We start from the raw sequence: 21886 nt of genomic DNA, 5'->3' as shown, positions 1-21886 counted from the left end.
TCCATGCTCCTGTGCCCTGTCGGCTTAGGCTGGCCACTGCTGGTGAGGAATCGGCAAATTACGCGACTCGCCGCGCCCGATCGGGAAGTACAGGAAACCATTACGCGCCAGGCGCTCGGCGTCGTACAGGTTACGTCCGTCGAAAATCACCGGTGCAGTGAGGCGCGCCTGGATCAGGTCGAAATCAGGGGCTTTGAACTGCTGCCACTCAGTGCAGATAATCAGCGCATCGGCGCCGGTAAGGACCGATTCTGGCGTGCCCATGAGCATCAGTTTTTCTTCGTTCGGGTACAGCTTCTGGGTTTCTTGCATCGCCTCCGGGTCAAACGCCCGGACAGTGGCCCCGGCCGCCCAGAGGGATTCCAGTAGCACGCGGCTTGGCGCGTCGCGCATATCATCGGTGTTGGGTTTGAACGCCAGCCCCCAGACCGCGAAGGTTTTGCCGCGCAGATCGCCTTTGTAAAACGCGTTGATACGCTCGAACAGCTTGTGTTTTTGCCGTTCGTTGATGGCCTCGACCGCTTGCAGCAAGTCGCTGGAGCAGTGGGCTTCTTCGGCGCTGTGGATCAAGGCGCGCATGTCTTTGGGGAAGCAGGACCCCCCATAGCCGCAGCCTGGGTAGATGAAGTGGTAACCGATGCGCGAGTCGGCGCCGATGCCAAGACGTACCGATTCGATGTCGGCCCCCAGGTGCTCGGCCAGCTCGGCGATCTGGTTGATGAAGCTGATTTTGGTCGCCAGCATGCAGTTGGCGGCGTATTTGGTCAGCTCGGCGCTGCGCAGGTCCATGAACATGAGGCGGTCGTGGTTGCGGTTGAACGGGGCGTACAGGTCGCGCATGACATCGCGTACTTCATCGCGTTCGCAGCCGACGATGATGCGGTCGGGGCGACGGCAGTCAGCGACGGCCGTGCCTTCCTTGAGAAACTCGGGGTTGGAGACGATATCAAATTGCAGCGAGCGCCCGGCCTGTTGCAGGGCCTGCTCGATGTGGGCGCGCAGGGTATCGCCCGTGCCCACCGGCACAGTGGATTTTTCGACCAGGATCAATGGCTGCTCGCGATGGCGGGCCACGGCGTCGCCGACCGACAGCACGTAGCGCAGGTCTGCCGAACCATCTTCCCGGGACGGTGTGCCCACGGCAATGAACAGCACCTCACCGTGTTGCACCGCGAGTTTTTCATCATGGGTGAATTGCAGGCGCTTGGCTTCCAGGCTCTCGCGTACCAGGCTCGCGAGGCCGGGTTCAAAAATACTCACGTGTCCTTGTTGCAGCAGCTCGACTTTTTTCGCGTCGACGTCCATGCACATCACATCGTGGCCGACTTCAGCCAGTACCGCGGCTTGAACCAGACCAACGTAACCACTACCAAATACACTGATTTTCATGGGGTATTCCTAAGATCGGGCACACGGGCAGGGCGAGAGTTGATGGTGATCACACCGAGGATGACCAAGGCCACCCCGAGGGTTTTTGAAACACTGAAGTGTTCGTTGAACAACGGCAGGCTGGCAGCCAGCAAGTACACCAGCGCATAGCTGATGCTCAGCAGGGAGTAAGCCCGGCCCAGCGGCAGATCGCGCAGGGCGCAGAGCCAGCAAAGCATGGACAGGGCATACCCGATGATCGACGCCAAAACGACGCCGATCGCCAGCAGATCAACCGTGCCGTCACCCAGGGCTTGCAGCCATTGCTCGGGGTGGGGCAGGCGACTCATGCTCCAGCGCATGCCTAGCTGGGCGGCACTGACCAGCAGCACACTGCCCATGGCATAGCCAATACCGCGACGCTGGCTCATGCGTGACTCCCAAGCAGCACAACGCCTGCAATCACCAGGGTTACGCCGAACCAATGGCGGCGGTCGACGGTTTCATGAAAGACAAAACGTGCCACCAGAGTGACCAGCACAAAATTGAGGCTCAGCATCGGGTAGGCAATACCGACCTCCAGGCGCTGCAACACCAACAGCCACACCAGCAAGCCAAAACCGAGACAGGCCAGCGCCAGCCACAACCAGGGCGAGAGGAGTTTCTGGCCCCAGCCGCAGTCTTTACCGCGCCAGCTTTCGACGGCGTACTTCTGGGCTATCTGGCCAGCACACGTCAGCAAACACGCGCTCAGGAGCAAAAACAGCGTCATGGCGCACTCTGGGCGAAAATCAGAATGACCATCTTGCCTTGCTCATAGCGCTTGGCGTCCTTGGGCAAGACGTCCAGTTCCTGTACCTCATCGGCACCCTTGACGCGCATCACCACGCCCACCGAGCCCTTTTTACGGGCTTCGGTCATCCACTGCTGCACCTGTTCGACGTTGACACGCCGAGTGCTGGCTTCTGGAAAGGCCAAACCGTACTTCAACTCACCGACGGAGTTGTACAACGTCACCTCCGGGCGTTGCAGGCGCCAGGCCAAGGCCGATGCCGCGCCCAGATCGTTACTCAGCAACGAGGTGGTCTGCCCCAGTTCCTGGGCATGGTCGATGATGAATTGATCAGGCATTTTGTTGTACACCACCGAATTGGGCAGCCCGGCCGGCAGCACAGCCATCAGCAACAAACTGCCGAAGGCCGGTGCGGCCCAGCATTGCAGCGGACGCATCAATTGCAGAAGGTTGGACAGAATCCAGCCGATCAGGACGATGAACACCAGCACCACGTGGGGCATTTCATCGACATACAGCGGCTTTTTCAGTTGCAGGTACACCACGGCGAGCAGGGTGATCATTCCCAGCGCCACGTTCAGCAAACCGTTGAGCGTCAATACCCGACTCTGTTTGAGCTGCAGGCGCTCTACCAGGGTGTTACCCATCAACAGGGCCAGCGGCAACAGGCATGGCAGGATGTAGGTCGGCAACTTGCCTTTGCTGAGGCTGAAAAATGCCAGCGGCAGCACTAGCCACAACAACAGAAACCCGGTGCTGGCCTGGCTTTTGGACTGCCATGCCTGCTTCAGTGCAACGGGCAGCAACGCAACCCAAGGCAGGCTGAACCCGACCAGCAAGGGCAGGTAGAACCACCAGGGCGAGGCGTGCTGTGCGTCATCGCCGGAAAAGCGCCGAATGTGCTCATGCCAGAAGAAGAAACGCCAGTAATCCGGTTCCTGTGCGTGCACCGCCAGGGCCCAGGGTAGGCTAACGGCAATTGCCACAACGATTGCCAAAGGGCCGTAGATCAACAGCTCGCGCCAACGCTTTTGCCAGATCATCCAGGGCAGGGCGATCAGCACCGGCAACAGCCAGGCCAGAAAACCCTTGGTCATGAAGCCCATGCCGCAAGCCAGACCCAGCACGGCCCAGCTCAGCAGACGTACGCTGCGTTGGGTGCTGTCCAAGGCGAACCACAAGGCGACCAGGCTCAAATTGACCCAGAACGTGAATTGCGGATCAAGGTTGGCGTAGCCTGCCTGACCGACAATGATGGCGAAGCTCATGTACAGCAGGGCGCAAGCGAAACTTTTGCGCGGATCGCGCCACAACCGTCGGGCAATCAGATACGTCAGCAACACACTGAGACCTGTACTCAAGGCCGAGGCGATGCGCACGCCAAAGAGGTTCTCACCGAAAATCGCCTGACCGATTGCCATCATCCAATAGCCGGCAATCGGCTTCTCGAAGTAGCGCAGGCCCATGAAGTGCGGAGACACCCAATTGCCACTCAGGAGCATTTCCTGACTGATCTGGGCATAGCGGGTTTCATCCGGAATCCACAAGCCGTGGGTGCCCAACGGCAGCAGATAAGCCAGTGCAAAAGCAACCAACAATAAAGGCAAAGCCCAGCGCCTGGTCATGCTCCCTGTACTCCCAGCCAGCCTTCGCGGCCTTCCAGCGCACCACGTATTACGCGGCCCTGGGGCAGGGTGGAGAGCTGAGCGGGCAGCAGGTCACCCAAGGGTTGGAACCGGATATCGCGCTCGCGCGCGTCGACCAGTAGTTGACGGAAATCGTTGGCCATCAGAATCCCTTCTACCTCTGCATGTATCGTATAAACGTTCAGCTTCGAGGGGCTGAATCGATCCAGAATGAATGCGTTGAACGCCCGAGCGTCAACGACCGGCCCGACCACTTCATCGAAGGTGGGCAAGTCGACCGGAATTTGTGGTGTGCCGAGGCTGCCGTCTGCCAGTCGTGGCTGAAACAGGCTTTGTCCGCGACAGTCACTGTTGTAACGAAACCCGAAACGCTGCTTCGCCTCGATGACACGCTCGTCGGCACGCCAACCGGCGACGGCCGAGCAATCCACTTTCTGGCCGAGAATGTCGCTGAGGGTGTCGACACCCCGGCGAATCTGTTCGATCAGTTCGGCGTCGCTCCAGCGTCCGGCATTGGCTTGCCAGCCGTGGTGATCCCAGGCGTGCAGGCCGACTTCATGACCTGCCGCGAGGGTCTGGCGCATCAGGTGCCCCAAGTCTCGGCCGATGGGTTTACCGGGCCAGGCAGTGCCGGCCAGCAATATGTCCCAGCCGTACAGACCTGCCGCATTGGAGCGCAGCATTTTCCAGAGGAACTGCGGACGGATGAGGCGCCATAAATGGCGCCCCATGTTGTCCGGACCCACGCTGAAGAAAAACGTCGCCTTGACCTGTGCCTCATCAAGCATTTCCAGTAACCGGGGCACCCCCTCACGGGTGCCTCGGTAGGTGTCGACATCGATTCGAAGACCTGCCTGCATCAGCGCTTGTCCGCGATTTCGAGCATGGCCTCGCGCAGGAAGAAGTCCAGGGTGTTGCCGATGGTTTCGCTCATCTCAACCGTCGGTGTCCAGTCCAGCAGACGCTTGGCGTTCTGGATGCTTGGTTTGCGGTGGGACACATCCTGATAGCCCGTGCCGTAGAACGCCTTGCTCTCGACATCACGGAAACCGGCGAACGGAGGGAAGTTGGCACGCAGCGGGTGTGCTTCGAACTGACGCAGCAGTTCTTCGCCCAACTGGCGGATGCTGGCTTCGTTTTCCGGGTTGCCGATGTTGATGATCTGACCGTTGCAGGCGTCATTTTCGTTGTCGATGATTCGTGCCAGTGCTTCAACGCCATCCGCGATGTCGGTGAAGCAGCGTTTTTGCTCACCACCGTCGAACAGACGGATAGGCGTGCCTTCCACCAGGTTCAGGATCAACTGGGTGATTGCACGGGAGCTGCCGATACGCGCCGAATCCAGACGGTCCAGACGCGGGCCCATCCAGTTGAATGGACGGAAGAGGGTGAAGTTCAGGCCTTTCTGGCCGTAGGCCCAGATCACACGGTCCAGCAACTGTTTGGAGACCGAGTAGATCCAGCGCTGCTTGTTGATGGGGCCGACGATCAGGTTGGAAGTGTCTTCGTCGAAGTTCTGATCCTGGCACATGCCATAGACTTCGGAGGTCGACGGGAAGATTACGCGCTTGTTGTATTTGACGCAGTAGCGAACCAGTTTCAGGTTCTCTTCGAAGTCCAGTTCGAATACGCGCAGTGGGTTGCGGGTGTATTCGATCGGTGTGGCGATGGCCACCAGCGGCAGAACCACGTCGCACTTCTTGATGTGATATTCAATCCACTCGGAGTGAATGCTGATATCGCCTTCAACATAGTGGAAGTTCGGATGGCTGCGCAGGCGCTCGATAGCGTCTGAGCCGATGTCCAGACCGTAGACGTCGTATTTGCCGTCGCGCAGCAGGCGCTCTGACAGGTGGTTGCCGATGAACCCGTTGACGCCAAGGATCAGAACGCGAGTACGGCGCGGGGCACGGCCCGACTCGGCGCCACGCAGTACGGAGCCGTCAACCAGGCCCAGCTCGTTGGCCAGTTGCGGGCCACTGAGGTACAGGCCATTGTCGTTGCGCTGGCCAGAGGTGATCACCAGGGAGTCTTCACCGCAGGCAATCCGCAGCGGATCGACGCTGATCACGCGGCCCGGTGCCAGGCCTTCGTTGCCCTTGGCGACTTCTGCGCTCCAGACGATCAGCTTGTGCTCGCCCACGTCGCAGAAAGCGCCAGGGTAGGGCTGGGTGACCGCGCGAACCAGGTTGAACAACTCTTGCGCGGGTTTCTTCCACAGCAGTTTGCCGTCCGCCGGGGTACGACGACCGAAAACAGTGGCCTTGGATTCATCCTGGGCGGTTTCTGTGGTTTTACCCTGGGCCAGCAGTGGCAGGGTGTCACGCAGCAGGTTGGAAGCGGCTTCGCGCAGCTTGGCATGCAGGCTCAGCGCGGTGTCGGTGCGGTCGATGGCAACGCGTTGCTGGGCAACGATTGCGCCGGCATCAGCGCGTTTGACCATGCGGTGCAGGGTCACGCCGGTTTCTTTTTCACCGTTGACCAGCACCCAGTTGGCCGGAGCGCGACCACGGTAGGTGGGCAGCAACGAGCCGTGCAGGTTGAATGCACCTTTGCTGGCGGTGGCCAGCAGTGGCTCGCTCAACAGGTTGCGGTAGTAGAACGAGAACAGGTAGTCCGGGCTCAGTTTGGCGATGCGCTCGATCCACAACGGGTGGTTGACGTCTTCCGGTGCATGCACCGGGATGCCTTTGCGCGCACAGAGTTGGGCGACGGAGCCGTAAAAGGCGTTTTCCTTCGGGTCGTCTGCATGGGTGAACACGGCGGCAATTTCGTAACCCGCATTTAGCAGGGCTTCAATGCCAGCGCAGCCAATGTCGTGATAGGCGAAAACAACAGCTTTTGAACTCATGAGGAAACCTGATCGGAGGAAGTGGAAGTGGAAGTGAGACCGTCGACGATGACGACAGGAGCAATCGGAGCGGGTTGGCTACGCAACACCTTTTCAATGAAGAACCGTGGGCGGGCCCGAACATCGCTGTACATGCGCCCCAGATATTCACCCAGCAGCCCCATGCCGATGAACTGGCCGCCGGTGAACACAAACAGTACGGCGAACAGCACGAACGTACCGCCACCGGCCCAGGTAGCACCAAACATCAACCGCAGCACGATCAGCATGAAAGCAAACAGCGCACCCAGCGCGGCCATGCTAAAACCGATAATGCTCAGCAGGCGAAGCGGGGTGGTGGTCATGCACGTGACGAGATCGAACATCAGGTTGATCAGGCGCATCGGGCTGTATTTGGATTCGCCGTGCTCACGCTCGGCGTGTTGCACCAGGATCTCGGTGGTGTGGCGGGCAAAGCTGTTGGCCAGGATCGGAATGAACGTGCTGCGTTCACTGCAAGACAACATGGCGTCGACAATGGTCCGTCGGTAGGCGCGCAGCATGCAGCCGTAATCACTCATGGCAACGCCGGTTGAGCGCTGTACGGCAAGGTTGATCAACTTCGACGGCCAGCGACGCAAAGCCGAGTCCTGACGATTGTTACGCACGGTGGCGACGACGTCATAGCCCAGTTCAGCTTGCGCAACCAGTCGCGGAATTTCTTCAGGCGGGTTTTGCAGGTCGGCATCGAGGGTGATCACCACATCGCCACGGCACTGTTCAAAACCCGCCATGATCGCGGCATGCTGGCCATAGTTACGGTTGAGAATGACCGCCACCACCGGGCTGCCTTCGCGCGAAGCGGCTTCTTCGAGCAACTGTGCAGAGTTGTCGCGGCTGCCGTCGTCGACCATGACTATTTCATAGGCATGCTTGAGTTGCTGACAGGCCGCTTCGGTGCGGCGCAGCAGTTCGGGCAGGCTTTCTTCTTCGTTGTAGACCGGGATAACGATCGATACACAGTTGATTGGGTATGGCTTCAAAGGCTTGTGTCCAGAATGTGTTCAATGGCACCGACGACACGTTCGACGTCGTTCGTGGTCATGTCGGGGAACAGCGGGATGGAGAGCAGGCGCGCCGAGTTCCATTCGGTATTGGGCAAGTGAATGTCCGGGAAACGCTGGCGGTAATAGGTGTGCAGGTGCGTGGCGACAAAATGGATGCCGCTGCCGATATTTTGCTCTTGCAGGGCCTTCATGAAAGCATCGCGATCCAGCCCGCAGCGCTCAGCGTCGATACGTAAAATAAACAGGTGCCAGGCGTGGTGTTGCGGGTAGGACGCAATGCTCAGCGGTTGTACCGGCAAGCCTTCCAGCCGTTGCAGATAGGTTTTCGCCAGATCGGCGCGCTTGGCGTTGATTTCGTCGAGGCGCTGTAACTGCACCAGGGCAATGGCCGCGTTGATATCGGCCAGGTTGTACTTGAAACCCGGTTCGACCACCAGGGCCTGGGGCTTACGGCCATGGGTCAGGCGGTCATAGGCGTCAACGCCCAGGCCGTGAAACTTGAGCATACGCACCCGGTCAGCCAATGCCTGGTCATCACTGACAAACATTGCGCCTTCGGCACAGGTCATATTCTTGATGGCATGAAAGGAGAAGATTGCCGTGCCTTGGGCACCAATGGCGCGACCACGATAACGGGTGCCAGCCGCATGGGCAGCGTCCTCGATCACCGCGATGCCGTGTTTGTCTGCCAATGCGTAGAGCGGGTCCAGATCAAAAGCAGCGCCTGCGTAATGCACCGGAATGATTGCTTTGGTACGTGGCGTGATGGCGGCTTCGATACGCTGTACGTCGCACATCAAGGTATCGCGATCAACGTCAACGAACACTGGCGTGGCGCCCAGCAGACAGATCATGTTGGCGGTCGAAACCCAGGTTTGCGAGGGCGTGATGACTTCATCGCCCGGGCCGATTCCCAGTGCCAGCAGCGTAATGTGCATGCCGCCAGTGGCAGATGAGAGCGCTACAGCGTGTTTACACCCCACGTACTGCGCGAATTGCTGTTCCAGTTCCTGGTTCTTGGGCCCGGTAGTGATCCAACCCGAGCGTAACACCTGCTCTACAGCCGCTATTTCTTCGTCGCCGATACTCGGGCGAGAGAAGGGGAGAAAAGCCTGACTCATGAGGACCTCATGTCTGGAAATATCGTCATCCATCAGCGCGAATCAGAACGCGATGCGCTGTTTCGCAGCGTCACCGGGTAGAGCGTAGTCGAGTAAAATGAAAACGCTATCAATCAGTTAAGCAATTTTTCAGCTCGGCTACTCGAATTGACTTTCTGTCTGTAGCACGGCAGTTTGAACGACCATAATGACTCGCTGCGGATCGACAGAGATTAAGCGCGAAAATGTGAAAGGGACATGAAAAACCGGTGCGTAGATTGTTTATCTGCGACTGAGACAGCCGATGTTCAGGCTTCTGGTATCCGCGACGGTTTTCGCTGGCGGTGTTGTTGTGTTCCGCAAACCTGAAGAGGCGAACGTGGTGCAGCACGAATAAACCCTTCATTCATCGAATATTAATTTAGCTCAACTAAACAGTCATTTAGTTGAGTTACTTTCACTCAAGGTTGTTTCAACTGTGTTTCAGTCACCCGACATCCTGCTTGATGGACGCACCGAGGGCCTGTTGTCGAGTGCAGGGAAGAGGGTACCGCCCTCCAATCCGCTGACGCTTTACCTGACACGGCTTGCACCTTCAAGCCAACTGACCATGCGTTATGTACTGCAAGACGCTGCCGACCGCTTGGGGTTCGAAGAGCTCAACATCGAAGAAATCCCCTGGCATCATCTGCAGCCCAGCGATGTCATCTCACTGGTGTCGACTTTGCGCAGCGACGGATACGCGCCTAATACGTCGTCGTTGTATGTCAATGCTGTGCGCGGCGTGATGAATGAAGCCTGGCGTGCGAGCCTGATCAGCCAGGAGCATTTGCTGAAAATGCGTTCGGTGAAAGCCATTACGGGCACGCGTTTATCTCAAGGACGGAACCTCAGGCGCACACTGATTCAGGAGTTGATGGCCGTGTGTGCGGCCGATCCACGACCGCAAGGGCTGCGTGATGCGGCCATCATCGCGATTCTTTATGGCTCGGGGATGCGCAAGTCCGAATCGGTGAACCTGGACCTGGCCCAACTCGATTTCACCGAACGCAGCCTGAGAGTCACGGCCAAGGGCAATAAGGAACTGATCAAGTACGCACCTGGCTGGGCGTTCGAAAAATTGAATGCCTGGTTACAACTACGGCGTTCGCTTTTGGTCGAGGGCCAGCAGGATGATGAGTTTCTGTTCAACCGGATTCGTCGCGGCAGTCACATCACCCGCGAACGCATCACCAAACATGCGATCTATTACATTGCGCGACAACGTGGCGCACAAGTCGGCGTGAAGATCATGCCGCATGATTTTCGCAGGTCATTCATTACACGCGTGATCGAAGAACACGATTTGTCGATCGCTCAAAAGCTCGCGCATCACAGCAATATTCAAACGACTGCCAATTACGATGTGCGCGATGAAAACGAAAGGCGTCGGGCGATCGATCGATATGACCTTTAGAGGGCAAAGCGCTGGGTGAACATTGTGCGTCTATCCATGGGCATTACGAAATATCTTGTTACGTGTAATGTATATTATGTTAAACGACAGGTCATGTCATAAATGTTCATGAGCTACCTAAGTCGCTGATTCGACAAAACCGCTTTTGACGTCCACTCTCTCAACGGGCCATGTCCTTCGTGTTCATGGCGAGTCCTTGAATGAGGTGGCTGCCGATGAAGCTGATTCAGTGCCGTTTCTCTTCAGGCCAACGTGTACCGCTGCTCGTGCACGCTGGTAACGCAGCGCCTTTGCCCATAGTCATTCCGTTCATCTACGTTCAACTCAAACTCAGGTACCGAGCTTACAACACTGCTGCGGCACATCTGCGCGCGATTCAGGCTTTCTACACCTACGCCGAAAGCCGAGACCTTGATATCGATGAGACCATCTTGGCCTGCCACTTTGAGTCGATTCTGGCTTTGCTGGATGGTTACGCCATCTGGCTCCAAAGTGGCCGTCAAGCCGATAATCTGATCGCCAGAATTGGCACAGCTGCAACGGCGCCTTTTCCGCAGATCGATCCTCGTACCCGTGACCAGTACCTGCGGTTGCTTAAGCAGTACCTGTCCTGGTGTGTCACCCGTTACATCCCGCGCGCCCGTCAGAACTCAAGCGCTATGGCTAACATTGAGGTCGTATTTGCAGATGTCGCCGATGTCATTGAGCGGCGTTTTGAGAGCCATATCATCAATGCTCGTCCCGACCGCACTCGTTACCGCAGCCTGACAGATACCCAACTCCAGATCATTCGTACACTGATCCGCCCAGGTGCTCCGGAGAATCCGTTTCCGGAGCGGCTGCAGTTGCGAAATTGGCTAATGATTGAATTGCTGCTGGAGACTGGAATACGTCGCGGAGAGCTTCTGAAGCTCTACACCACGGATATCAATCAGGGTTCTCAGCACGCCTATGTCAGCATCAATGATCGCGAACATGACGTTGGCGATCCGCGCGCTGAAGAGCCTGCGCTGAAAACACATGGACGGACGGTAGGCATTTCCGCGCAGTTGTATGGGGTCTACGAGCGCTATATCCAGGGCGAACGACGCCCTCTGCGTAACGGCAAACCGATGAAATTGCAGTACCGCTATTTGTTCATCTCGGATCGAGGTCGCCCGCTTTGGCTGATCCAGGGTTGTTGCCTACACTTTCTGCGCATGACTTTCGCCACACCTTTGCAGACCGGTTTTTGGCTTACCTGGTCGAAAAGCGTGGGTATGACCTCGAGCGGGCCACTGACGAACTCCGACGAGTCTGCGGTTGGTCTGAGACTTCGACGATGCCACGTCGTTATGCAAGTCGTTATTTAGCCGAGTCGGCCAACCTCCACAACGCCCAGCGTGCCTCGGCAGCCTGGAGCCGACTTGACTGTTAAGGAGGTGCGCCGTGACCGAATCAGCCGATCAAGAACACGCTTCACCCTCCTCCACTATTCCGGCCTACGTGTTCCAGGGCCCGGCTCAGGTTGCTATCCGAACTCGTACGAATGACCAGCCAAAGTACGTCGATACTCGATTGAGCGCTTGGACGTGGTACGACGGCGGTATTGCGATGACAATTGATTGGGCCGCGCTCCAATTGGATTCGGAACTAATTGAAATAGGCAAAGGGTTTATGGCCTACGCACTTGAGAAATATGCGCCTAGAACAGTGGCAATGTTCGCAGACTCTCTTCGTTTTTTATCTAGTACGAATCTCGCAGCTGGACTTCCTTGGAGACCCCTTGAGCTAACTACTGCTCTTGAAGAGTTTAAAAGGTCTAGGAGAGTACTTGTAGGATTTCGAAGATTTTATCGTTGGGCTCTCGACAGAGGAATTAAAGGTTTTGATTCAAACATCTACCTTAAAATTAAAGATGTAAAATCAGATCGGGTTGACCCGTATGCTCGAATTTTTCTCTCGCAGTCTGGTTTAGAACTTGATGAGGAAATTCGGTTGCTTAAACGCATTGAGCGAGAACTTTTATCTGACTCTTGGGAGGAGGTCCAGTTTAATATAGTGCTTCATTTGGGTTTTGAACTAGCGCCACGCTCGATTCAATTTCATTCGCTAGACATTACGGATTTTGAGTTCATTGAAAGCACTGATCATGAGAAGTACTACACCCTATGGCTTCCCATGGCCAAAAAGGTCGGCCAGCGCAGACCTGAGCGGCGCCCCCGCAAGGTAAGCACGCGCCTGGGTGAGAAAATCTCGCAGCACGTTTCAGAAATTCAGCGCCGTTTTGGTAGCGACTGCGAACCATTATTTGTCAGTCGTCGTGGAAGGCGCCTTTCGGTTAGTGAGATCGGTCTAGGTCTCAAACACGAACTGCTCGAGGCTGGGATAGAAAAGCCGAATCAGGTAACTATGTTGCTGCGTCATCACCTTGGACAAGGCTTGGCGGATCAGGGCACACCAGCAGACATGATTGCCGAACTGCTCGGCCACAACAGCACGGTTGCAGCACGTGCTTACGTAACGGCCACCCCTAACATTGCCCGGATCAAAGAGAAAGCGCTCGGTAAGAGCCCTTCCTATCAACGCATCATGCACAGTTTATTAACAGGGAAAGTCGTGCAACGCCGAGATACGATTCCCGAAAGAGCGATCCGCGGCGTCATCGATACACAGTACATTGGGGACATTGGTGCCTGCGCCCTCCCGGTTCATACCCACTGCCCCTACAACCCTGTCTATGCCTGCTATACCTGCAAGAAGTTTCATCCCTTTGCTGACGGCGGCCATGAGCAGGTGAAGGAGGCGCTTCAACGAGAAGCCCAGCGATTCATTGATATGGCAGAACAAGCTGGAGACCTCATTCATAACCGGCCCCTCGCCCAGCATCAGACAACTATCCTGGCGGTAAGCGCTACGATCGAACGCTGCCGGCAGCACTCGGAGGATGCCGCAGATGATGCTGTCTAGGGCAAGGCAGAGCCTCGAAAGCTTTATTACACAGGAGCAAGCGATTTTTCGGTCACTACCGATTTCAACATCGTGGGCGGAACCATTGTGGGGTATCGGAAATTGGTTACCGCAAAGGGATGTTAACAAACATGCGCTTACGTTCGAGACGCACCGACAATCCCTGGAAAAGACAGGTTATCCTGCACCGACGAAGGGGCCACTCCCCTTTGCGTTCCAGGACTTTAGCAAGGCCCTGATTGTATATTTACAACGCACCCGAAGCCTGAAGTTTTCGATGGTGGCTGCATACAATATTGCCGTCCGCCGGCTGTACAACCCCCTGTTTGAGCGCGGCGTATCCGACCCCACACTCTTGACGCGAGGCGATTTCGACCGCGTCGTAGGCTTTCTCCGCGAGAGTGGCTACAAGAATCTCTATGACGCAATTTCTCATCTCCAAGTAATAGCGGATACGATCGATAATCTACAACTAACCGAGATCGCTATCCATTTTGAGCATGATGCGAAACCAGAAAAACGCCGCCACGACTACATTTCATTGCACGATCCTGATCGTGCGGTAAAACAGCACAGATCTGATGACAGACTACTTTCTCGCGAAGCAATGGAAGCCTACGCATCGTGTTCGAACAATCCGCTTAGTGATGGCGAAGAAATCTTGCTTCGCGTGATCGATCTATTGATCGCGACCGGACAACGGGGCAATGAAGCCGCAGTGATTCCCTACGATTGTTGGGTCGAAAGGCCGATCAAAGGATCTAAGGGAGAAGTCGTTGTAGATGCCAATGGCAAACCAATAGTTGAGTGTGGTATCAGATACTTTGCAGAGAAGCAGTTTCAATCTCGCGTGCATTGGTTCGCTGAAAGCGATGTTCCGCTCGCTAGGAGAGCAGTTGAGCGCTTGAAGGTGCTGACCCAAGAGCAGCGAGAAATTGCAAGGTGGCAGGAGGCACATCCAGGGCGTATTTGGGATTATCCACCACAGACAGTTTTATCTGAAATGCTGATCCTACATTGGTTAGGATATAGCGGGAGACAAGACGTTGGTAGGAACCTTTATTTATTTCTCTCCCGAAACGGAGTTTATCCGTATAACGGTAAGGCAAGCCATAGGCCTAGCAAGGAGGTATATAGAAAATACGTCGCCGGCGAAATTGAACGCCTGATTGCTCCTCGACTTCGCAGTCATGCGGTTTTAACAGAAAATGTCGGAGGCACGCTTCGTGTCGTACTTAAAACGAGTGAAACACTTGCCATTGCTTTTGATGGTCAGTTTCGTTTAGGTGGACGTGAAGAAAATGTATTTCGTGCTATCCCGCGTAGAGTTATGTTGCTCGATATCAATCGAGCACTAGGCGCAGATCGACGATTCTCATCCGTATTCTCGCGCCGGTCATTATTTGAGGCCGATGGAAAACCTATTAAACTAACTAGCCACCAACCCCGACATTGGCGCAATACAATTTACCACCTGACCGGCATGAGTGATGTTCAGCAAGCCTTGGCCTTGGGGCGAAAACGCCTAGATCAAAACACCTATTACCAACATACGAGCGTTGAAGAAAGTAGGGGTTATGCCGAGATAAAGGAAAATTAGGACATTCTCCAGATAACCTTTTGATACTTATAGGGTTTAAATAATTTTTCGTGCGACCTTTCCTCGTCCCGAATATAGCCGTCTATGCTAAAGGCTTTGCTTTTTCTTGAGGGACGAATTCCATGGCCTCTCTGGAGCGGACAGCCTATCCGAAGTTGTCGGCGAATCTGTCGTCGAAAGAGCTTCATCAGAGCTACTCGCCCTCAGAATCTGAATTCGAATGGCTCTCTAGAACGGCTAAAAGCCCTGCTCTTACCATTGGGTTAGCCGTTCTGCTTAAAGTATTTCAACAGCTACATTACTTCCCCACTATCGAGGAGATTCCAGCTGAAATCGTCAATCATGTCAGGTCTTGCCTGAGTTATGGGGCGCGCATAGTTCCTCGTTATGCGAATCCTCGAACCTTGTACCGTCATCAAACAGCCATCCGCCAGTACCTACAGATCACCCCGTTTTACGGGAGTGATGCCCTGAAAATTGCGGTGGAAGCTGCCCACGAAGCGGTAGTGGTCCTTGATCAACGTGTTGATGTTATCAATGTCCTGATTGGCGAACTGCTTGAGCGAGGCTACGAGCTCCCGGCCTACTCGACGCTCAATGACGCTGCTGAAGACGCCCAAGTTGCTCTCCAGGATAAGATTTTCAATCGAGTTGTGGACAGAGCGCCGATTGATGTGATCTACCGTCTCCGAGAGCTTCTAGACACCGACTTCGGTCGTCGCCAAAGCGACTTTAACGCCCTGAAGCAGGTCCCCAAGAAACCCTCTCGCAAACACTTGGAGATACTGATCGATCACTTAAGCTGGTTGGAGGGATTCGGTGATCTCGACGCCATCTTTGAGGGAATCGTTGATATCAAGATTTGGTTTTTTGCGAATCAAGCGGAAAAAGCGGATGTTTCAGAACTTAAGGATTGTTCTCTTCCAAAGCGCTATACCTTGATGCTGGCTCTGATCTACCTCATGCGTGTACGAGCACGTGATCACCTTGCTGAGATGTTCATCAAGCGAATCGCGACTATCCACAAACGAGCCAAAGATGAGCTGGAACAAATCCAGTTGCGTCAGCGCAAAAAACTTGAGTTGCTCGTGGCCACCTTGGATGGTGTGATTCAGATTCTCAGCCAAGAACCAAGCGATCAGGAAGCAGGCAGCTTGATTCGCGAGTATCTGTCCCCAGAGGGGAATCTTGATCACCTTCGCCAGGCCTGTGCCGAGGTTCAGGCCACAGGCGGCAGTAACTATCTCCCACTACTCTGGAAGCACTTCAAGTCCCATCGATCCTTGCTGTTTCGTTTGAGTCACCTGCTGCAACTGGAGCCAACAACCCAGGACCGCTCGCTGATCGAGGCTCTGTTGTTGGTGCAGGCCAACGAGAACCTGCATAGGGAGTGGGTCGACGAGCATGTGGACTTGTCGTTTGCCTCGGACCGCTGGATGAAAGTCGTCCGGCGATCATCCAGCGAAGGGCCACCAACCAACCGGCGCTTCCTTGAAGTCTGTGTGTTTTCCCACCTAGCCAACGAACTTCGCTCTGGCGATATCTGTGTACTGGGCTCGGAGTCGTTTGCGGACTACCGCAAACAGTTACTGCCTTGGGATGAGTGTCTGGTGCGTTTGCCAGAGTACTGCGAAAAGGTTGGCCTGCCGAGTACCGCCAAAGAGTTTGTCGCCAGCTTGAAGGAGCAACTTGAGAGTACGGCTCAGCAACTGGATGACAAATTCCCTAGCTGCCGTGGTGACGTGTCGATTAATGAGGCGGGCGAACCAGTGCTACGGCGCGTAGTCGCCCGTGACATCCCTCCTTCAGCGATCTCGCTACAAACGGCGATTACTCAGCGTATGCCCGCCAGGCATGTGCTCGACATCATGGCCAACATCGAGCACTGGATTCAATTCACCCGCCATTTCGGACCGATGTCCGGCAGTGATCCCAAGCTCAAGGAACCGGCCGAGCGCTACCTGATGACGATCTTTGCCATGGGCTGCAACCTAGGCCCGAACCAGGCTGCTCGCCACCTGGCAGGTAACGTGACGCCACACATGTTGTCTTACACCAATCGCCGGCACCTGCCACTCGACAAGCTGGATAAGGCCAACCGAGAGCTGGTCGAACTCTACCTTCAACTCGACCTACCCAAACTCTGGGGGGACGGCAAGGCGGTCGCGGCCGACGGGACTCAATTCGACTTCTACGATGAAAACTTGCTCGCCGGCTACCATTTCCGTTATCGAAAGATGGGCGCGGTCGCCTACCGGCATGTGGCAAATAACTACATCGCGGTCTTTCAGCACTTCATTCCACCCGGCATCTGGGAGGCTATCTATGTCATCGAGGGTTTGCTGAAAGCGGATCATAGTGTTGAAGTCGATACGGTTTATTCAGACACTCAAGGCCAGTCTGCGACGGTGTTTGCATTCACCCATTTGCTGGGCATCAATCTAATGCCTCGCATCCGCAACTGGCGCAACCTGGTCATGTATCGACCCGATCGCTCGGCCAAGTACAAACACATCAACAGCCTCTTCACTGATACCGTCAACTGGAGCCAGATAGAAACCCATTGGCAGGATCTGATGCAGGTCGCGCTGTCGATTCAGGCTGGCAAAATATCCTCGCCAATGCTGCTGCGCAAACTCGGTTCCTACAGTCGGCGCAACAAGCTCTACCATGCAGCGCAGGAGCTGGGATGTGTGATCCGGACCATTTTCCTGCTCAAATGGATTGGCAATCGTGAATTGCGCCAAGAAGTAACCGCCAATACCAACAAGATCGAGTCCTATAACGGTTTCTCGAAGTGGCTGTCCTTCGGCGGCGATGTGATCGCCGAGAACGATCCAGATGAGCAACAGAAGCGCTTGCGCTACAACGATATGATCGCTTCCTCGGTGATCTTGCAGAATACCGTCGACATGATGCGTATCCTGCAAAAGCTCACCCGTGACGGCTGGCAGTTTACCGATGAAGATGTATCGTTTCTCAGCCCCTACCTGACCAGCAACGTCAAACGCTTTGGGGAGTTCAACCTGAAACTCAAGCGCCCACCGGAGCCCTGGATCAAGGATTCAATTTTTCAGCAGGCTGCGGGCTCAATGCGTGCGCAACAGATGCCCAATAGCCAAGTTGAGGAGGCGAGCTGATGCACATTCCACCCGCTTCGTTTCGAGTGACACCCTATGGGGACGTCGATGCCAAGGCACTCGACTCTCTGCGCGCGAATTACGACACCTCTCAACTGCTCAGCTTAGTCGACCGACTGGATGCCTGCCTTGCTACAATCGGAGGGGTTGGCAGCATTCAGGACGACTTCTTACGTCTGCATGCCATGGCCATGACGCTACTGGAAGGTTTCCCCCTCACCGTGGCTACCAGTGATGTCGACAGTATTTGGGAGCGGGCGATGGCCCTTCAAGAGGATATTTCTGCTTTATGTTCATGCTTGCAGGCGGGTTCTAAATACCTGGCCCCTTTGGCAGCACTTGCTCCTGACTTTCAGGACTAGTCCATCAGCGATCATCGAAATGTACAACGGCTGATCGCGCTCCAATCCATCAATGGGGATTGCACGCTCCAGGTAGCATTCATGCAGCGGCCCAAGGCTATCCGGTATCGAAGCCAGCCGCTCTCATCAACCAAGCAAAAGGAATGAGATTCGCTGATGATGAGGAGCCGCATTGCCGACGCAGCGTAAGACAGATTTAATCTGCTCAGCGGCCGGATATGAGGCTGTGTAACCGGGTTTCGAAAGATGCCTTTGTAGAGGCTTGAGCCGGATGAGGGGAAACTCTCAAGTCCGGTTCTTAGGGGCCGGTGGCACACTAATGTGCTGCCGTTACCCGACTAAGGCAACGCCGATTAAGATCCACGGCAACGTAGAGTAAAGCGTTAAGCTTGAGGCATTAGGTGCCTTTAGTCGGGAACTGCGTCAGGGAGTGATTGCTACCCCAACACTATCTAGTCGTGCAACGGTTAGCAGATGCGCAATGATACTGGGAAAAAGCCCCCGGCCGTAGCCGGCGAGGAAGGAGCGGTGTTATGCGAGTTCTGGTCGTTGAAGATGACAGAAAGATCGGCTCGTTTGTTGTCGCGGCCCTACACCAGGCCGGCTTCGCAGTCGACTATGCCGAGGATGGCGCGAGCGGGCTTGATCAGGCGCTCACCACCCCCTATGACGTGGCCGTCATTGATATCATGCTGCCCCGGTTGGACGGGCTGTCGCTCATCGAAACACTGCGCCGCCGGAAGGTCACCACGCCGGTTATCATCCTCAGTGCCAAACGCACCGTCGATGACCGGGTAAAGGGCCTCCAGGCGGGGGGCGACGATTACCTGACAAAGCCTTTTTCGCTGACCGAGTTGCTTGCGCGCGTCCATGCGCTGATTCGCCGTGCCACTGGGACCACTGAACCGGCCAGTCTGATCGTGGGTGAATTGGTCCTTGACCTGCTGGCACGTGAGGTCACGCGGGACGGACAAAGAATCGATCTACAGCCACGCGAGCTTTCCCTGCTCGAATACCTGATGCGCAATGCGAGCCGTCCGGTGTCCAAGATGATGATTCTGGAACACGTTTGGGATTACAGCTTCGATCCGCAGACCAACGTCGTCGACGTGCTGGTCTGCCGTCTGCGCAACAAGGTAGACCGGGATTTTCCTGTGAAAATGATTCATACCATCCGAGGGGTGGGGTATGTTCTCAAGGGTCCCTGATTCTCTCCGGAAAGCCATCAGCTTCCGGCTCGCGCTTTGGTACTCGGCTTTCTTCATTCTCAGCACCGTCTCGCTTTTCGCGCTCGCGTATTTCCTGCTCGCTTCCACCCTGCGACAGCATGATCGCGACAGCCTTGAACAGAAGCTTCAGCAACTGACGGCTCAATACCAGGCAACGGACCTCGCGGGGCTTAAAAAAGAACTGGCCCGTGAGACCAGGTTGCGAAAAACGAAACCGTTTTTTATCCGCATTGCGGGACCGCGCAATACGACAGTTTTCATCGAGATTCCCGATCAGTGGGCGCAGTTCGACCTGAACCCTCTGGAACACGCGCCGCTGGCCGATCCCGGCGTCTTGATCCGACTGCCGGCAAAAGACGATGAGGCCGTCCTGGAGATCGCCAGCACACGCCTGCTCGACGGGGGGGCATTGCAAATCGGTAAGAGCACGGAGGAACGCGATAGCGTCCTGGAGAGCTTTGGGTGGATCGTGGCCGGTGTCATGATCCCGATGGTTATCGTCGGCGTGCTCGGAGGGGCATTCCTCGCACGACGCTCCCTGCGACCGATTCGTCAGCTCATCCAGACCGTCCATGCGATCGAGTCAGGGGCCATGGCGGCGCGGGTGCCGATCCGCCAGACCGGCGACGAGCTTGACGAATTGGGGACGCTGTTCAACAGGATGCTGGACAAGATTGCAACCCTAGTTCAGGGCATGCGCAACGCGCTCGACAACGTCGCTCATGATTTGCGTACGCCGATGGCGCGAATCCGGGGCATCGCGGAAATCGCCTTGCGCTCAGAGCCGGAGCCGGAGATTTACCGGGAGGCGCTGGCGGACTGCGTGGAGGAATCGGATCAACTGCTCCAGATACTGAACACCATGATGGACATTTCCGAGGCGGAAACCGGGACGCTCAAATTGCAGTTGGAACCCGTCAATATCTCGAAACTCCTGGCCAGTGCGGTTGGCCTCTACCAGCAGGTTGCCGAGGAAAAAGCCATCACAGTTTCGATCACCACGCCGCCGCTTATCTGGTTGATGGTTGACCGCAACCGCGTTCGCCAGGTCATGGCGAATCTGCTGGATAACGCCATCAAGTACACCCCGTCGGGTGGGCGAATCGAGGTGGATGCCTACTCTCGACGGAATGCGATCGTGATCCGCGTCACGGACACCGGCATCGGCATGCCGCCCGACGAGCTTCCGAAAATCTGGGATCGTCTATACCGCGGTGACCGCAGTCGCTCGCAGCGCGGCTTGGGGCTGGGACTGAGCCTGGTGAAGGCCGTCGTCGCGGCGCACAACGGACAGGTCGAAGCATCGAGCCAGCCAGGGCTCGGTTCTATCTTCACGCTCACACTTCCCCTCGTCGGCACCGACGACAGCCCGTTTCTGTCCGGCGATCAGTCGACCATTACCCATCTGTAATGTTGCGGAAAGGAGCCAGCAAGATTCGGCGACCAATATGGCCTCTGTGGAGTAGACATGCTGATTCCCGGCGGGGCGCCAAGATGCCGCGAATGGAGTTCGCATCGAGTCGGCCTCGCACAGCGCAAACAGTTCACTTAATGAGTATCGACAATGAATGCCAAGCAAAGTAAGCAAACGATAGGTGTGATCTTGGGCGCCCTCGCTCTGGGCGTCGGGCTGCTTGGCAGTGCACATGCGGCCGGTGACGGGAAAACCCAGTCCCCGGCCTATCAATCCAGTATCAAGGTGCCGGACCAGCAAAACGGAGAGCGGGGAGAAGCAGCCAGACTCACCGCGCTAGCGAAGATTGATGCGACCCAAGCCACCTCGGCCGCGCTGGCCCAGGTACCTGGGTCGGTGCTCAAGGTTGCCCTCGACAACGAGAACGGCAACCTCGTGTACAGCGTGGAAATCAAGACTGCCAGCAATGAGATCAAGGACGTGAAGGTTGATGCCGGCAATGGCGCAGTTGTGCACGTGGATGCCGCCAACGACGACGAAGAAGAAACAGAGGAATAGCCGACACGGATGAATCTATGTTTACCGGTGCCGAACAATCGGTGCTGAAACGTCAAGCACTGACTTGAATGCCTCGACACGAACGTCAGATGACTTGGCTCTATACGAGGAGTCGACATGAACAAGCTACCGTTAGTCCTCATTGCTGCGATATTTTCCGCCTTCACTCTCTCTGCGGTTGCCGCCGACACGGCTACCTCGGGCTTCGGTCCCCCTGCTTCGAAGACGCAAACGGCCAAACCGGTCAAAAAATATCAAAATGAGAGCAAGGTGCGGGAAATAAATAAAGGAAAAAGTGAGAGCAAAAAGCATGAAATGAAAGAAACCAAAGCACAGGAAATGAAAGAGAAATAAGCAAATTACTGCCAGAACCC

17 protein-coding genes and 1 pseudogene are annotated in these 21886 nt (G+C 55.8%); 10 read left to right on the top strand and 8 right to left on the bottom strand.

Annotated features, from left to right (window positions below; genetic code table 11):
• Positions 1-24: 24 nt before the first annotated feature.
• Genes AC1Z1G_RS13685 through arnB form a run of 8 tightly spaced genes read right to left on the bottom strand, consistent with a single transcriptional unit; the run spans position 25 to position 8825 of the window.
• Positions 25-1389: a UDP-glucose dehydrogenase family protein gene (locus AC1Z1G_RS13685; RefSeq protein ID WP_483620616.1), complete on the bottom strand. Its 1365-nt coding sequence runs from the start codon at positions 1387-1389 to the stop codon at positions 25-27.
• Complete coding sequence (gene arnF, locus AC1Z1G_RS13680) at positions 1386-1799, bottom strand: 4-amino-4-deoxy-L-arabinose-phosphoundecaprenol flippase subunit ArnF (protein WP_483620615.1); 414 nt, start codon at positions 1797-1799, stop codon at positions 1386-1388. The genes AC1Z1G_RS13685 and arnF overlap by 4 nt, the downstream gene beginning before the upstream one ends.
• The gene (gene arnE / locus AC1Z1G_RS13675) at positions 1796-2140 is read right to left on the bottom strand and encodes a 4-amino-4-deoxy-L-arabinose-phosphoundecaprenol flippase subunit ArnE (RefSeq protein ID WP_483620614.1); all 345 of its coding nucleotides are present in this window, start codon (positions 2138-2140) and stop codon (positions 1796-1798) included. Before arnE ends, arnF begins: the two co-directional genes overlap by 4 nt.
• Entirely contained in the window at positions 2137-3786 is a 1650-nt protein-coding gene (gene arnT / locus AC1Z1G_RS13670) for a lipid IV(A) 4-amino-4-deoxy-L-arabinosyltransferase (protein ID WP_483620613.1), read from the bottom strand. The genes arnE and arnT overlap by 4 nt, the downstream gene beginning before the upstream one ends.
• Positions 3783-4667: a 4-deoxy-4-formamido-L-arabinose-phosphoundecaprenol deformylase gene (gene arnD / locus AC1Z1G_RS13665; protein WP_483620612.1), complete on the bottom strand. Its 885-nt coding sequence runs from the start codon at positions 4665-4667 to the stop codon at positions 3783-3785. Before arnD ends, arnT begins: the two co-directional genes overlap by 4 nt.
• Positions 4667-6658 (bottom strand): bifunctional UDP-4-amino-4-deoxy-L-arabinose formyltransferase/UDP-glucuronic acid oxidase ArnA, encoded by a 1992-nt coding sequence (gene arnA / locus AC1Z1G_RS13660; RefSeq protein WP_483620611.1) that lies wholly within the window; start codon positions 6656-6658, stop codon positions 4667-4669. The genes arnD and arnA overlap by 1 nt, the downstream gene beginning before the upstream one ends.
• On the bottom strand, positions 6655-7680 hold the full coding sequence (gene arnC / locus AC1Z1G_RS13655; RefSeq protein ID WP_483620610.1) for an undecaprenyl-phosphate 4-deoxy-4-formamido-L-arabinose transferase: 1026 nt from the start codon (positions 7678-7680) through the stop codon (positions 6655-6657). Before arnC ends, arnA begins: the two co-directional genes overlap by 4 nt.
• Positions 7677-8825, bottom strand: a complete 1149-nt coding sequence (gene arnB, locus AC1Z1G_RS13650) for a UDP-4-amino-4-deoxy-L-arabinose aminotransferase (RefSeq protein WP_483620609.1) — start codon at positions 8823-8825, stop codon at positions 7677-7679. Before arnB ends, arnC begins: the two co-directional genes overlap by 4 nt.
• A gap of 505 nt (positions 8826-9330) precedes the next feature.
• Here arnB and AC1Z1G_RS13645 point away from each other — a divergent pair.
• From AC1Z1G_RS13645 to AC1Z1G_RS13600, 10 genes and pseudogenes are all read left to right on the top strand, one after another.
• Positions 9331-10260 (top strand): site-specific integrase, encoded by a 930-nt coding sequence (locus AC1Z1G_RS13645; RefSeq protein WP_483627849.1) that lies wholly within the window; start codon positions 9331-9333, stop codon positions 10258-10260.
• A 215-nt stretch (positions 10261-10475) separates the two neighbouring features.
• Positions 10476-11677: pseudogene (locus tag AC1Z1G_RS13640) on the top strand (tyrosine-type recombinase/integrase).
• Positions 11678-11688: 11 nt separating this feature from the next.
• On the top strand, positions 11689-13209 hold the full coding sequence (locus tag AC1Z1G_RS13635) for a tyrosine-type recombinase/integrase (protein ID WP_483627708.1): 1521 nt from the start codon (positions 11689-11691) through the stop codon (positions 13207-13209).
• Entirely contained in the window at positions 13196-14809 is a 1614-nt protein-coding gene (locus tag AC1Z1G_RS13630; protein ID WP_483627706.1) for a hypothetical protein, read from the top strand. Before AC1Z1G_RS13635 ends, AC1Z1G_RS13630 begins: the two co-directional genes overlap by 14 nt.
• A gap of 122 nt (positions 14810-14931) precedes the next feature.
• The gene (locus AC1Z1G_RS13625) at positions 14932-17949 is read left to right on the top strand and encodes a Tn3 family transposase (protein ID WP_483627704.1); all 3018 of its coding nucleotides are present in this window, start codon (positions 14932-14934) and stop codon (positions 17947-17949) included.
• A complete protein-coding gene (tnpC, locus tag AC1Z1G_RS13620) occupies positions 17949-18311 on the top strand; it encodes a Tn3 family transposase post-transcriptional regulator TnpC (RefSeq protein WP_483627702.1) in 363 nt (120 codons plus the stop codon). The genes AC1Z1G_RS13625 and tnpC overlap by 1 nt, the downstream gene beginning before the upstream one ends.
• A 533-nt stretch (positions 18312-18844) precedes the next feature.
• Positions 18845-19519 carry a response regulator transcription factor gene (locus AC1Z1G_RS13615; RefSeq protein WP_483627700.1) on the top strand — a complete coding sequence of 225 codons (675 nt, stop codon included), beginning with the start codon at positions 18845-18847 and terminating at the stop codon, positions 19517-19519.
• Positions 19500-20951, top strand: a complete 1452-nt coding sequence (locus tag AC1Z1G_RS13610; protein WP_483627698.1) for a sensor histidine kinase — start codon at positions 19500-19502, stop codon at positions 20949-20951. The genes AC1Z1G_RS13615 and AC1Z1G_RS13610 overlap by 20 nt, the downstream gene beginning before the upstream one ends.
• Before the next feature lie 153 nt (positions 20952-21104).
• Positions 21105-21512, top strand: coding sequence for a PepSY domain-containing protein (locus AC1Z1G_RS13605; protein ID WP_483627696.1), 408 nt, complete (start codon positions 21105-21107; stop codon positions 21510-21512).
• A gap of 117 nt (positions 21513-21629) precedes the next feature.
• Entirely contained in the window at positions 21630-21866 is a 237-nt protein-coding gene (locus AC1Z1G_RS13600; RefSeq protein WP_483627694.1) for a hypothetical protein, read from the top strand.
• Positions 21867-21886: the final 20 nt, after the last annotated feature.

This window comes from Pseudomonas sp. JL27(2026) (assembly GCF_056933555.1).
The sequence above is the reverse complement of the archived record's forward strand: the minus strand, read 5'-3'. Positions and strand labels throughout refer to the sequence as shown.